Here is a 12,530-nt window from a genome sequence, read left to right as displayed (position 1 = left end):
GATTGGGTATTCGTATCTGTTTCCCTGGTCAACTGAACGAGGAGATCCCGCAGGATGCACAGCAAAAATCAGTTATTCGGCAGCGTCCACGCGAACCGTCCTGATGCCCGGATCGACGCGGCTGTAGGCAGCCAACAGTCGCGCTGTCCACTTTTGCGAAATATAGTCGGCCATGAAGCGTGACGGCGCGACAAGAACAACACGCCCCCCTGCCCTTTCTGCTTCGGACAGATGTTGAAACCAGCTGGCCCATAGTTCTGGATCGCGCCCGTGAAGAATCGCCTGAACCTGAGACCACACATCCCCTTCGGTGCTTTCCGGGGCATTTGGTTTGGTCGCGAAAGGAATAACATTCGTTTCAGGTTCTGGCACGTCGGTCATCCGGGCTTGAAAGTCTGTTCCGATAACAGGCCAAACCTCTTCGGTGTCTATCAGGATTTGTTTCAGGTCGATCTCGTACACAGCAACACGACCCCGCGCAGCAGGCCGTTTTACCGTTATCCAACCTAATGCGCGAAATCTGGACATTTCGCGCTTTACTGTTCTTTCGTTCACTGTCCACAGGCGCGCAATTTCTTCCCGCCCAATGGATAATTCGTTGTTACGCCAGTTATATCGGGTCGTAATCAACGCAATGATACGCAGAATACTTCGTTGCCGGTGCTTGTCGCCTGACAGCGCATGAACGGTCAGTGCAGACAGTATATCGTATTTTAAAGCCGGCGCATTTCGCCCGACCGGTTTCGCAAGCTGCATACCCGTTCTCACCGCTCTGTCTGCCTCAGGCGGGTGTGTCCCGCCAATCTCGCGCCGTTTGCCAACGCTTTTCACCATCTTGGGATAATTAGCGTCCAAAGCTTCGATTCTGTCAAGAAGAGACTGGAACTTCGCCTGATCTTGTGCGGATCAATCTCAAAAGACAAAAAGAAATTTGGTGAAGTATTGGTGATGGGGGCCATTCAGGGTGTCCCCCTATTGGTCCTTTATGTCCCCCTATATGTAGCATTTCCTGCCAGAATGCCCCCCTATATACTGGTTGCCGGGGGCCTTCCGGGCCTTTTGGTATTCACAGGGTCCGCCGAATCGCTTCGTAGGGTTTAAGGCCTTGTTTTCTTACCCACGGGTAAGAGCGCACCCTCATCATAATTTCTTTTGCGTAAAGTGCAAATCAGGCGTAAATAGGAAACGAGCAGAAATTTACGTTCCAAACTACGAGACCTGAGGCATGTACACGCACGAAGACCTGAACGCATTGCGCAATCAGTCCCTCAAATTGCAGGGCTGGATTCGCCAGCAGACCTTTAGCCCTGAGATGGAGAAAACGCTCCGCCGGTTTTCCAGCTGGGAGGTGTCCGAACTGATCTTCCGGGTTAACCAGTCGACCTTTCGCGGAAAGCTTGCAGCCGATCCTTCCCTGCCTGGCGGAGAAGTTGAGCCCGACGGGCGTCAGCGCTGGTTCAGCCTGGAAGAGGTGAATGAGCTGCGGCGACGGCTCAAGATTAATCGCAAGTCCCTGATGCCCCCTCGCCCTGAAGGCAAGCGCGCCATTCGTGCGGCTGTCGCAAACTTCAAGGGAGGCGCGGGAAAGTCGACCGTGGCGCTGCACCTCGCCCATGCGGCCGCCCTGGACGGGTATAGGGTCCTCGTGGTGGATTTCGACCCTCAGGCAACATTGAGCCATTCGATGGGCCTGACGGATGTGGCCGAAGACTACACGGTTTGGGGGATCATGGCGCGCGACCTCATTCGTGAGACAGAGCGCATGAATAACCGCCCCGCCGCTGCGGAATCGGGAACCACCCTGCCCCGCCGGGAGTTGCCGCCCGCGATAACGGACATGGGCCTTGGTGATCTGCGAATTGGTGATTTCATCAAGAAGACCTCTTGGTCGACGATCGATGCGATACCTTCCTGTGCGAACGCAGCCTTTGTTGAATTTGCGTCGGCCCAGTACCGGCACCTGAATCCCGAATGGTCCTTCTTTGCGTCGGTTTCCCGGTATCTGGATCAGATTCCGGATGATGCTTATGACCTCATTCTGTTCGATTGTCCGCCCGCAATCGGATACCAGTCTATGAATGCGGTCTTTGCCGCTGACATGCTTTATATCCCTTCTGGGCCCGGATATTGGGAGTATGACTCGACCACATCGTTCATCGGCCAGTTGGCAGAAGCGTTGGAAGATCTGGCCTATGGGTTCGACAAGACCTTACCCACGGGTAAGATTGGATTGCCCAAAACCTTCTGTGAGTTGCGGTTTCTGTTGACGCGGTATGAACCGGGCAATGCGCTCCATCTGGCGATGTTTGATGCCTTTAAGAAGGTCTTTGGCGGACATGTCGCTCAGCACCCGGTAGAAATGACCCGCGCGGTGGAGCAGTCGGGACGTTTTCTGAGTTCGGTTTACGAAATGGACTACCGCGAGATGACCCGCGAAACCTGGCGGCGCGCCCGCTCGACTTTTGACAATGTGTATGAGGAATTCCGGGGCGTAATGTTATCGGCCTGGGACAAGGTGGAGGATGACGTATGAGCCGCAAGCGGAGAATGTTCGATATTGACCTACCGGCTATGGATGACATTCCTGTTGGTAAAGTACCGGACAAAGTTTTTGAAAAACGACGCGGTCCAATGGCCGCGGCAATTTCGGAAAATGCCGACGCTTTACGTGATCAGCAATCGACGGAACAATCCATCCGCGCCGAAAACGACCGTCTTGCACATGAACTGGTTCGGCTGAGAGCCGAAGGTTTGGTGACAGAACGGGTGTTGCTGAATGACGTTGTCACAGAAAAACTGACGCGAGATCGCAAACCAGGTCCTGATCCGGAACTGGATGAACTCAAAGATTCGATCCGTGACATCGGCTTGTCCAACCCGATCCGTCTGGAACGCAGGTCGGACGGGCTGTATGAATTGATCCAGGGTATGCGCCGTTTGTCCGCCTATCGTGCTTTGTACGATGAGACCGGGGACGAAACCTACGCCAGAATTCCAGCGGGGATTTCTGACGCGGGTGATCTGGACAACAGTTACCGGCGCATGGTTGACGAGAACCTGATCCGAAAGGATATCTCATTTGCGGAAATGGGCGCCCTCGCCCGTGCATATTCCGAAGACCCAGCGAATGACTGTCCGGATGTCGACAAAGCGGTTTCCACGCTGTTTAAGTCTGCCAGCTATACTAAGCGTAGCTATATCCGGTCTTTCGCCAGTTTGTTGCTGATGCTGGACAAAGTTCTGATCCACCCGAACGACATTCCGCGAAACGTGGGCGTTGAGCTAAAGCGCAAGTTCGACGCGACGCCGGGTCTGGTTCGCCAAGTGAGCGAGGCACTGAAGAGCGAGCCTGATCGGGATGGTGCGCGCGAGGTTGCAATTCTCAAGTCGTTTCTGGCTGAGCCAGAAGCCACGTCTTCAAGCAAGTCGGATGCAGTTAGCGCAGGTAAACCGCGCCGTGCGAAAACGACATTTCAGGTCTCGGGTAGGGCTGGGATCGCAAAATGCGCTGCCTCAAGTGGACGGATCGAGATCCGGTATGATCTGGATTTCACACGCGTTGATCGAAGCAAGCTGGAAGCGGCGATTGCCGCGCTGATCGATGCGCTTCCCGAAGAAGACGACCTTACCCACGGGTAAGATCATGGGCCAGCAAAGCGGGAAAAGGCGTCGGAAAAGTTCCGGCGCCTCTTTTTTGGCGCGCTGGGGCAGGGGGCTTGTTGGCATCGTCGGATACATCGCCTGTCCAAGCTGAACCGGACGTCACGGGCACTGAAGCGAACAAAGCAACCGACATGTTAAGACTTGTTCTTAAGTCGAGTTCGAGATTTCCCAAGATATCGAAATTTTGCAAAAGGAGTTTTATAGCATTTACGGCCGTCCAGTCGGAAACTAGAGGTGGCGCGGAGGCGTCGCGCTTTCACCGCTGACCAGCAGAACGCAACCCTTGAAACACAGTACAAGCATCAAAACAGGGTTTGCAGCTGTTCATATTTCAGGCGTAAATTACACTATATATAGGTATCAGGTACAGTTCTTTTACAAAATATGCTAAGATCCTTGGCTTAGCGGACTGAACAGAAGTTGCTTATCCAAAGTGCTGCGGAACGGACTTTGTTCGTGGTTCTGAGGCAACTAAATGCGTCCCACGACATCAGTTCTGACCAAATGACCACCGGCACCTTCGGGTGCCAGCTTTACCACGGTAACAGCTGAAAATCTTAGGAAGCAAGGCTAAGGAGAAGGGGAGGGGGGCTTGATCTGAGCAGATAACACGCCTCATCTTTTTTCTTGAGGCGATTGTGTAATTATAGGACTGTATTCGAAAAAATCGAATGCAGAACAGAGGAGTAGGCGTCAAATGGCCGGGAAGTTCGAAATATACAAAGACAAGGCCGGGGAATTTCGGTTTCGTCTGAAAGCCGGGAATGGTGAAATCATTCTGGCCAGTGAAGGATATGTTCAAAAGGCAAGTGCCACGAACGGGATCGAGTCAGTCAAGAAGAACGCACCGGATGACGAGCGGTATGAACGCAAGGAAACCAAGTCCGGCGGTCACATGTTCAATTTGAAGGCCAGCAACGGGCAGGTCATCGGCACCAGCGAGAGCTATACCAGCACTTCTGGGCGGGATAACGGGATCGAGTCGGTCAAGCGGAACGCACCGGACGCACGTGTCGACGACCTGACCTAACTTGGCGCGGTAACGCCCTGCCACTCCTATAGGTGCAAACTGCGACGCCGGGATGCGTGGACGCATCTCGGGTAACTCGACTTCGCCACCGAGGCCGTTTGCCCGGAATTGCCGTTACCTACGCGAGTTCAGTCAAGGAATCCGCACCTGCTCTTGTATCCGAATTCTTGAGGGTCGCAGAAAATACCCCGACTGAGCCGGGGTCTTTTACGAGTTTTTGCCGTCCTGGGAGATTGCGCCATACCCGTAGGTTAAGGAGCCATTTTCGAGAATTGGCGAAGCGAGCTGAGCCCCGGGCATGAACTGATCTTTGCAGATCCTGTTCACGATTTTGACCGTATCCAAAGTTGCCTTTGCTGAAGAGAAGGCTTTGAATCCCGGCGCCGGTCAAGAGTGCCGCTTAAAGACACGGTGGTCCAACTCGACGACTTTGTTCAAATACGTCCGCTTCACAATCCGGATCACGCAGCCAAAGCTCTGCAACATCTTGTTGATGGCCTTGAGGCCCGCCATGGTTATGCACCTTTAATTGATGACGATCTTCCTCGGCACTCCATTTACCTACAATATTCAGTTTAAGAACTTGGCGGCGGCAGCTTTTTCAACGCTGTGAAAGCATGAAGTTAAGGGGTTTTCCGTGCTTGTCGAAAGTTTGAAAATGGTAAACCCACGTTCTTTGCTTTGACGTAAGTTTCGTCCTAACTCTGCAACAACATGGCGTTTTTTGACGGCGTGCTATATCAGCGATCGCACCGGAAAATCGTATAACGCACCAGTGCAATGTGGTTTAACTGACATAAACGCCAAGCTCGGCACGGAGCGTCGCTCCTATCAGGAGACGAAACACCCGTGAGAGTTGCAGGGGGAAGGACAATCAAATACCAGATGACGATTGCCAAGCTGCCCCTGGCGAAAGAAGTCGATGAGTTCAGCTTCGAAGGCACGCCGGTCAACGAGGCGCTGGTCCGTGATCTGGCGACCGGGGAGTTTCTGGCGCGGCAACGCAATGTCGTGCTGATCGGCGGCACGGGAACCGGTAAGTCTCACCTGGCCGCCAGCATCGCTCGGGCGTGCATCCGTCGCGGCAGACGGGGGCGCTTCTTCAACGTTGTGGACCTGGTGAATAAACTCGATGCGTAAGCCCGCGCTGATCGACAGGGGCGCACGGCGGATCTGCTGTGCCGCCTCGACTTCCTGATCCTCGACGAGCTTGGCCATCTTCCCTTTGCACAAACCGGTCGTCAGCTATTGTTCCACCTCATCAGCCGCCTCTACGAGCGCACATCGATCATCGTGACGACCAACCTCGACTTCGGCGAATGGCCCTCGGTCTTCGGCGATGCCAAGATGACTACCGCGCTGCTCGACTGCCTTACCCACCATTGCGACATCGTCGAAACTGGCAACGAGAGCTGGTGCTTCAAAACCCGAGAATAGCCGAGCAAACGCGGGCCCGATACGGCTTCGTCTTGTGGAGGTTACACCGCATCGCGCCAGCTAACCGCACGTCAACAGGGGGTCAATATTGGATGCCTTTAGGGGGTCAAAGTTCCATGCCGATTGACATCTAGGGGGCGTTCTCGGCTGATGCAGATGGCGTGCAGCTTTGTGTTCATGCCGCCCTTGGTTCGGCCAATCAGGCGTCCACGCCCGCCGCACTGACGCCCGAACTAGACGCCGATCAGTGAGCCTTCAGGTGGGTGGCGTCGATCATCACGGTCTGCTCTTTTGCGTGCTCGACGGCCAAACCCGGCATCATCTGCGCGAAAATTTCTTTCTTGCTCCAGCATTTCCAGCGGCTGTAGAGCGTCTCGTGTGGTCTGTAGGCTGTGGGTGGGCCTCGCCAACACAGCTACTACGATTGACCAATATTATCCCGCTCAAGACTCGCTTGTCGTCAACCCGTGGTGTTTTGTGAGACTTCGGAAAGAAAGGCTCGAGACGCGCCATTTGCGCGTCGGTCAGTTAGAAAATCACTCATGTCACCGCTCCGTTTTCGGAGCTGTGAAGCACGCGGCACAACGAAAACCAATGAACCTTGACCCTAGATTTGCTGCAAAGCTGTCCGAGAAGACGGGACCACTTCATCTGCCCCCTGTTGACCACTTTGTCGTGCCTTCAGTCGGTGGCCGACCTGAACAATCGCGTCAAGGGCCGGGATCAATTCGGCCCCAAGCTCGGTCAGGCTGTATTCCGTCGAGGGGGGCGACGTACGTCGGACATGGCGGACCAGTACACCTCGCGCAGCCAGTTCCGACAAACGGGCCGAAAGTACCTTGGCAGAAATCGGCGGAATATCCGAACGCAACTCGCTAAAGCGACGTGGTCCAGCCCGCAGCGACCAGATCACATTTGGCGCCCACGCGCCAGAAATCACCGCCATGCATTCGGTCAGCATACAGGGTTCGGGTGGGGCCGGGCTTCGGTTTTTCCGCATCTTCAGGACCATGGGGCGTTACCAGGTTTCTGCTCGGTTACTCATTTTACGGGGTAACCAAGTGAAATCTAGTTGTCAACGGTTATCACTCTCGCCATGTCACTGGTGTCAACCTTGATCCCCAGAAAGGAACATCATGAAACTCTACTACAAACCGGGCGCATGTTCGCTTGCCAGCCACATCGTGCTGACCGAAATCGGCATTCCCTTCGAAACTGAGGCCGTTGATACCGCGGCTGGCCGCACTGAATCCGGCGCGGATTTTAGATCCATCAACCCCCGAGGATATGTGCCGGTGCTTGCGCTGGACGACGGTGAAATTGTCAGGGAAGGATCCGCCATTCTTCAATATCTTGCTGATAAGAACCCGTCTTCTGGTCTGGCACCCTCAAACGGAACGATGGCTCGGACATGGGTTCAGGAATACTTGAGTTTCGTGTCGGCCGATTTGCACAAATCTTTCAGCCCGCTGTTCAAGAACGATTCCACCGACGCCGAAAAAACTAAGGCACGCAGCATCGTCAAAACGAAATTCGATCAAGTCGAAAACATACTGGCCGATGGGCGGGAATATCTTGTGGACGGTAAGTTTTCGGTCGCAGACGCATATCTCTTCGTTGTCTCGAACTGGGCGAACTTTACGGATATCGATTTGTCTGGTTGGCCAAAACTGAAAGCCTATGTCGAGCGGGTGGCAGCACGTCCTGCAACACAAACGGCGATGCGCGCCGAAGGGCTTATCCAATGACACCAGCCGATCACAAAGCTGTGGTCGGATTGATGGAGGCCTATTTCGAGGGCCTTCATCACGCTGACAGCAACGCCCTGAGAAATGTGTTTCACCCGAATCTGGCCTATGTCTGCGCCACCGACGGCGACGAGCTGTATCTGGATCTCGAGGCCTATATGGCCCGTGTGGATCAACGCGAACCACCTGCCAAGCGCGGTGACCCGCGTGATGAAGAGATACTGCAGATTTCCTTCGGCAGCCCGAGGCTGGTCCATGTCACGGCTCGTATGTCCATGATGGGACGCGACTATTTGGATAGCCTTTCCCTTGTCCGCTACGGCAATGACTGGCGGATTATCACCAAAGTCTTCACCTATATTCCACGAAAGGACTGAGCCTATGCCATATGTAAGCATCAAGGTGACCCGCGAAGGCGGCCCCAATGGGGTCGGTCCAAGCCAGAGCGAGAAAGCGAGGCTGATAGCCGGTGTGAGCGAACTGTTGCACGAGGTACTGGGCAAAAACCCCGCAACGACTGTCGTAGTGATCGATGAAGTCGATCTGGATAACTGGGGTATTGGCGGCCTGCCGGTTGTCGATTACCGAAAGACGGTCACGTGAAAACACGCCTGACCCGGCGCCTGAACCTGTCCCGCCCAATAATTCAAGCTCCAATGGCTTTTGTTGCAGGCGGGTCGTTGGCCTCGGCTGTGACGCAGGCGGGCGGGCTTGGGTTGATCGGCGGTGGTTACGGCGATCGGGACTGGGTCGCGCAACAGTTTGATGCAGCTGGAACCACCCCGATCGGGTGCGGTCTAATCACATGGAAGCTGGCAGAGCAGCCCTCTTTGCTCGATTACGTGCTGGAGCGCGGGCCAGCCGCGGTCTTTCTGTCCTTTGGTGATCCTGCACCCTTTGCCGACAGGATCAAACGGACGGGCGTTCCGCTTATCTGCCAAGTCCAGACGCTTCGGGACGCGCTGCGTGCCATTGCGGTTGGCGCCGATGTCATCGTGGCTCAGGGGGCCGAAGCCGGTGGCCACGGCGAGGTGCGCGGCACGATGGCGCTTGTGCCCGAAGTGGCTGACAAAATTGACGCATCGAACAGTTCGGCTGTACTTTGCGCCGCCGGTGGTATCGGCGATGGTCGCGGTCTGGCTGCGGCCCTGATGCTTGGCGCAGATGGCGTTGTGATCGGAACTCGGTTTGTTGCTGCAGATGAGGCGCTGATCCATCCGCAGATTCTCAGCGACATCTTGCGCGCATCAGGGGATGAAACCGTCCGAACCTCGGTTCCCGACATCATTCGCGGTTATTCTTGGCCGGACCGATACTCAATCCGGGTGCGTCGAAATGATTTTGTCAATAAATGGCATGGTCGAGAAGCCGCGCTAGACGCCGACTTGGATGTCGAAAGACGGCTTTGGAACAATGCTCAGAAATCCGGAAATCCGTCAATCGCTCCCGGTATTGTCGGCGAAGGTGTGGGTATCATAAGAACCTCGAAACCTGCAGGACAGATCATTGACGAGATCATGCGCGATACGATCAACCTTCTTAAAGGTGAAGGCGGCAGACATTTGTTTCGGCATAAGGCTTGATTGTCTATCGGTCAAAAAACTCGATTAGATGGGATCTAAGGCCAGGCCTTGGTGAGTTGTCCCTTTCTGATCGGTAACGTTGTGGGCAGCTAGGCTGACCGGCGCTCTTGACTACCGGGGAGGCCTCGGCAGTTAATTCCGGCTTGGGCAATGAGATCACTGTAGCAATCGCATCCCCGCTGAGTCAGTAATACATCGTATCCAGCTCCGAAAATCCAATAACGACCGGTATTGCGAGAAAGGCCAGCCCCATCACCAAATCAACTGTTTGATGAAGCTTGTACGGCAGCAATCGAGATCAAACCCGGACGGTGTTCGGTGAACACGGTCAGGACCATCGCAGCAAGACCGAACGCCAGCGAGATATAGAGGGTCAGGAGGTTGAAAGTGCCCAGTCCGAGAAAGAAGAAGGCACCATCAAGGCGGGGGCGACGGGAGAATCGATAAGGGCGGATATATCTTTGGTGGCAAATAGCAGCAACTTTCTTCTCCGTTGTTTTGCGACGGAAAAGTGTGCTCCTCAGCAACAGGTACTTTTGAGCACTGTCGTTTGAATGAATATATACCCGGCAACATTGCAGATCGTTCAGACCTGAGTGGGTAACGCAGAGGTTCGAAATCTGGCAGGTGGTTGCCCGATCTCTTTCTTGAACGCGCGGCTGAACGCTGCTTCTGAGGAATACCCACTCAGATCCGCGGCCTCGGCAACGCTGACACCTTTCTCTACCAACGCGCTGCGGGCAATCTGCATACGCCATGCAGTCACATATTGCATCGGTGTGATCCCAAGCTTCTCGGAAAACCGCATTGCGAAACTTGTCCGAGACAATGCCGCCCTGTTGGCCAAAGAATCGACACTCCACTGCGCTGTCGGGTCATTGTGGAACGCCGTCAATGCGCGGGTAAGATGAACATCGGCGAAACCTGCGAGTTTTCCCCCTGTTCTGGCGGTATCTTCGATATGGCACCGGATAGCCTGCGCAAAAATCGCCTCTGACATTTTCAGCGCTATCAAATCACCTCCAAAACGGCCGAACCCTGCCTCGGACCCTATCACACGCAATGTCGCTTCCAGCCAATCGCTGGCCTCGGTGCCATAATCCCGGATGACAATGCTTGGCGGCAATCGGTCAAACAACAGATGCCTTGATCCTTCGGCTAGGGAAAAATGACCACAAATCAGCTGGTTCTCCATGTTGGGATCGTTGCCGCCATACACCAAAACGCCCTTACCATCATAGCCGGACCTTTCAAGCACATCATCAAGCGGCAAGGCGTCTTCCGGGCCCGAAACACGACAATTCAACGTATGCGCCGCCCCGTGTGGAACCAGGATAAGATCGCCCTTGGTAAGGCGTAGCGCCCGATCTTCACCTGCGACGCGCACCACGCACTCACCGCGATGTACATAATGGAACCGGGCCACGTTCTGGAACGCCGGCACCTGGATCCCCCAGGGCTGCTCGCTAAGGCTGGTACGGAAATAGAGTGTCCCCTTAAGCGACAGGCGGGTCAGGATATCACTTAGCAGATCAAGCATGGTTGCTGATATTACCAAGAGTACGATATCTGTCTACATGTTCGAACGATAGGGCATGCCTTCTGTACGACAGGTAATTCAAAGACAAGGCAAACTGTACGCATATCAGGGCTTCAATCAACTTTGGAGATTCCAGATGAAAACCGCTTTCCTTTCCGCTGCTCTTGTCGTTGCCGGATATGCTGCTGTTGCAGATGAGAACAAGATGAATGATCTTGAAATCGCACATACCGCGTACACAGCCGGTGAGATAGACATCCGCTATGCGCATCTTGCTCTTGCTTTGTCTGACAATAACGACGTTCGAGCTTTTGCAAACACAATGATCCGTGATCATGCGGCCGTGAATCAAGCGGCGGGGGCTTTGATCCAGCAATTGAATGTGACGCCCCAGGACAACGCGCTTAGCCAGGCACTGGTTAAAGGTTCGGTCGAGAAACGCGATGAACTGAGCGGGCTGCGCGGCGAAGCCTTTGATTGCGCCTACGCGCAGAATGAGCTCGCCTATCATCAGATCGTGAACAAAACGGTTGAGGACGAGTTCATCCCCAACACCACCGTTGAACCGCTCACCAACCTGTTGCAAGACGCTCTTACCACATTCAAACAGCATGAAGGCCATGCCGAACAGATGGTTTCTGGGCTGAATTGCGGCTGATGGCTGCACTGTCACGCAGAAAGTTTGGTGCGGTACTGGGTGCGGCACCGCTTTCTCTCCTGGCTGGTGCACGGGGTGCGTCCGCCGGGGCAACCAGCCATCAGGTTTCCATTCGCAAATTCAAGTTCGCGCCAGAAGAACTTGAGATTTCGGTTGGTGATGAGGTGATCTGGACCAATCTGGACATCGCGCCTCACACCGCAACAGAACAAGAGATGCAAGACTGGGACACCGGGCCGCTAGAGCGGAACGAAAAGGCAGCCGTGATATTCGGCAAGCCCGGGGTTTATGTCTATTTCTGTGTGTTTCACCCGCATATGATGGGGACTATCATAGTGAAAGAATAATCGGCTGCCACCTTTGATTGAGATCGTCACGGCCTGCTTAAGTCAATTTTGCGCAAGCGACTATCATAACTGCATTCCGCTTGGCAGATGGTTAATGAATTGCGACAAAACCAGATAGCCGCCTAGAATGAATAACCTGTCCGTCGTAAGAGTCTTCCGGAGAGCTGAGGCGTTTTTTCAACGGAGGCTCTAGTTCGGTTTCGTTTGAGTTTAGGCGGCTACGGCCTGGTGCTGTAACCGGCGTTTTCGGATTGTCTGGTTCTTGATCTCTTCTCTCATCTTTAGGATCTTTGCGCCTTGGCCGTGATAGACGTCGGCGGGTGTCAGATTCTCCAAGCTCTCATGGTAACGACGATTGTTATAGTTGTAGCGGATTGCACTTATCCTGAGTTCGGCTTGCAATCATCGTGAATTTTCGCTCGAATTGTTTGCGTTTATCCGGAGGCTCAAACTCACATTAATTGCGAATGAGATCAGATGGCATTGCCAACTTATTTGCACCCGGCTGAATGCGGTCTGATCCG

The 12,530-nt window shown here is 54.3% G+C and carries 14 protein-coding genes and 2 pseudogenes; 10 read left to right on the top strand and 6 right to left on the bottom strand.

The genetic code is table 11. The features are described 5' to 3' along the window. Positions 1-72: 72 nt before the first annotated feature. Complete coding sequence (locus ACR0AM_RS18360) at positions 73-756, bottom strand: DnaA N-terminal domain-containing protein (protein WP_480478067.1); 684 nt, start codon at positions 754-756, stop codon at positions 73-75. A gap of 469 nt (positions 757-1,225) precedes the next feature. Here ACR0AM_RS18360 and ACR0AM_RS18355 point away from each other — a divergent pair, with 469 nt between their 5' ends. The 3 genes from ACR0AM_RS18355 (at position 1,226) to ACR0AM_RS18345 (ending at position 4,693) form a co-directional block, all read left to right on the top strand. Then, entirely contained in the window at positions 1,226-2,533 is a 1,308-nt protein-coding gene (locus ACR0AM_RS18355; protein WP_480623653.1) for an AAA family ATPase, read from the top strand. After that, complete coding sequence (locus ACR0AM_RS18350; protein ID WP_480623652.1) at positions 2,530-3,639, top strand: ParB/RepB/Spo0J family partition protein; 1,110 nt, start codon at positions 2,530-2,532, stop codon at positions 3,637-3,639. The genes ACR0AM_RS18355 and ACR0AM_RS18350 overlap by 4 nt, the downstream gene beginning before the upstream one ends. Before the next feature lie 721 nt (positions 3,640-4,360). After that, positions 4,361-4,693 (top strand): YegP family protein, encoded by a 333-nt coding sequence (locus ACR0AM_RS18345; protein WP_480623651.1) that lies wholly within the window; start codon positions 4,361-4,363, stop codon positions 4,691-4,693. A gap of 387 nt (positions 4,694-5,080) precedes the next feature. On the opposite strand, the gene ACR0AM_RS18340 is transcribed toward ACR0AM_RS18345, so the two are convergent. Next, positions 5,081-5,206 (bottom strand): hypothetical protein, encoded by a 126-nt coding sequence (locus ACR0AM_RS18340; protein WP_480623650.1) that lies wholly within the window; start codon positions 5,204-5,206, stop codon positions 5,081-5,083. Between the two features lie 354 nt (positions 5,207-5,560). On the opposite strand from ACR0AM_RS18340, the pseudogene istB reads away from it, so the two are divergent. Beyond that, positions 5,561-6,130 (top strand): annotated as a pseudogene (gene istB / locus ACR0AM_RS18335) (IS21-like element helper ATPase IstB); the annotation flags it as partial. A 131-nt stretch (positions 6,131-6,261) separates the two neighbouring features. On the opposite strand, the pseudogene ACR0AM_RS18330 reads toward istB, so the two are convergent. Together ACR0AM_RS18330 and ACR0AM_RS18325 are read right to left on the bottom strand one after the other, a co-directional pair. Next, a pseudogene (locus ACR0AM_RS18330) lies at positions 6,262-6,643 on the bottom strand (transposase); the annotation flags it as partial. 94 nt (positions 6,644-6,737) lie between these two features. Then, complete coding sequence (locus tag ACR0AM_RS18325; protein ID WP_480623649.1) at positions 6,738-7,142, bottom strand: winged helix-turn-helix transcriptional regulator; 405 nt, start codon at positions 7,140-7,142, stop codon at positions 6,738-6,740. 124 nt (positions 7,143-7,266) lie between these two features. Here ACR0AM_RS18325 and gstA point away from each other — a divergent pair, with 124 nt between their 5' ends. The 4 genes from gstA to ACR0AM_RS18305 are packed head-to-tail and all read left to right on the top strand — an operon-like array spanning position 7,267 to position 9,461. Next, entirely contained in the window at positions 7,267-7,878 is a 612-nt protein-coding gene (gene gstA, locus ACR0AM_RS18320) for a glutathione transferase GstA (RefSeq protein ID WP_480623648.1), read from the top strand. Beyond that, positions 7,875-8,255, top strand: coding sequence for a nuclear transport factor 2 family protein (locus tag ACR0AM_RS18315; protein WP_480623647.1), 381 nt, complete (start codon positions 7,875-7,877; stop codon positions 8,253-8,255). Before gstA ends, ACR0AM_RS18315 begins: the two co-directional genes overlap by 4 nt. 4 nt (positions 8,256-8,259) lie before the next feature. Next, positions 8,260-8,481: a tautomerase family protein gene (locus ACR0AM_RS18310; protein ID WP_480623646.1), complete on the top strand. Its 222-nt coding sequence runs from the start codon at positions 8,260-8,262 to the stop codon at positions 8,479-8,481. Then, on the top strand, positions 8,478-9,461 hold the full coding sequence (locus ACR0AM_RS18305; protein WP_480623645.1) for an NAD(P)H-dependent flavin oxidoreductase: 984 nt from the start codon (positions 8,478-8,480) through the stop codon (positions 9,459-9,461). Before ACR0AM_RS18310 ends, ACR0AM_RS18305 begins: the two co-directional genes overlap by 4 nt. A gap of 260 nt (positions 9,462-9,721) precedes the next feature. Here ACR0AM_RS18305 and ACR0AM_RS18300 read toward each other — a convergent pair whose 3' ends face one another. Beyond that, complete coding sequence (locus tag ACR0AM_RS18300; RefSeq protein WP_480623644.1) at positions 9,722-9,988, bottom strand: hypothetical protein; 267 nt, start codon at positions 9,986-9,988, stop codon at positions 9,722-9,724. Between the two features lie 59 nt (positions 9,989-10,047). Next, the gene (locus ACR0AM_RS18295; RefSeq protein WP_480623643.1) at positions 10,048-11,001 is read right to left on the bottom strand and encodes an AraC family transcriptional regulator; all 954 of its coding nucleotides are present in this window, start codon (positions 10,999-11,001) and stop codon (positions 10,048-10,050) included. 136 nt (positions 11,002-11,137) lie between these two features. Between ACR0AM_RS18295 and ACR0AM_RS18290 the strand changes: the two genes are divergently transcribed. Together ACR0AM_RS18290 and ACR0AM_RS18285 are read left to right on the top strand one after the other, a co-directional pair. After that, positions 11,138-11,659, top strand: coding sequence for a DUF4142 domain-containing protein (locus ACR0AM_RS18290; protein WP_480623642.1), 522 nt, complete (start codon positions 11,138-11,140; stop codon positions 11,657-11,659). After that, a complete protein-coding gene (locus ACR0AM_RS18285) occupies positions 11,659-12,006 on the top strand; it encodes a cupredoxin domain-containing protein (RefSeq protein ID WP_480623641.1) in 348 nt (115 codons plus the stop codon). The genes ACR0AM_RS18290 and ACR0AM_RS18285 overlap by 1 nt, the downstream gene beginning before the upstream one ends. Positions 12,007-12,530 lie beyond the last annotated feature (524 nt).

The sequence above is a fragment of the Ruegeria sp. AD9 genome, from assembly GCF_056542305.1.
Note: the sequence above shows the minus strand (reverse complement) of the source record. Positions and strands in the feature narration are given on the sequence as shown.

Bases quoted from the DNA above. Each gene is read 5' to 3' on its own strand.
- ACR0AM_RS18360 (WP_480478067.1), bottom strand. From the start codon at position 756: ATGCAGCTTGCGAAACCGGTCGGGCGAAATGCGCCGGCTTTAAAATAC.
- ACR0AM_RS18355 (WP_480623653.1), top strand. From the start codon at position 1,226: ATGTACACGCACGAAGACCTGAACGCATTGCGCAATCAGTCCCTCAAA.
- ACR0AM_RS18350 (WP_480623652.1), top strand. From the start codon at position 2,530: ATGAGCCGCAAGCGGAGAATGTTCGATATTGACCTACCGGCTATGGAT.
- ACR0AM_RS18345 (WP_480623651.1), top strand. From the start codon at position 4,361: ATGGCCGGGAAGTTCGAAATATACAAAGACAAGGCCGGGGAATTTCGG.
- ACR0AM_RS18340 (WP_480623650.1), bottom strand. From the start codon at position 5,206: ATGGCGGGCCTCAAGGCCATCAACAAGATGTTGCAGAGCTTTGGCTGC.
- ACR0AM_RS18325 (WP_480623649.1), bottom strand. From the start codon at position 7,142: ATGGTCCTGAAGATGCGGAAAAACCGAAGCCCGGCCCCACCCGAACCC.
- gstA (WP_480623648.1), top strand. From the start codon at position 7,267: ATGAAACTCTACTACAAACCGGGCGCATGTTCGCTTGCCAGCCACATC.
- ACR0AM_RS18315 (WP_480623647.1), top strand. From the start codon at position 7,875: ATGACACCAGCCGATCACAAAGCTGTGGTCGGATTGATGGAGGCCTAT.
- ACR0AM_RS18310 (WP_480623646.1), top strand. From the start codon at position 8,260: ATGCCATATGTAAGCATCAAGGTGACCCGCGAAGGCGGCCCCAATGGG.
- ACR0AM_RS18295 (WP_480623643.1), bottom strand. From the start codon at position 11,001: ATGCTTGATCTGCTAAGTGATATCCTGACCCGCCTGTCGCTTAAGGGG.
- ACR0AM_RS18290 (WP_480623642.1), top strand. From the start codon at position 11,138: ATGAAAACCGCTTTCCTTTCCGCTGCTCTTGTCGTTGCCGGATATGCT.
- ACR0AM_RS18285 (WP_480623641.1), top strand. From the start codon at position 11,659: ATGGCTGCACTGTCACGCAGAAAGTTTGGTGCGGTACTGGGTGCGGCA.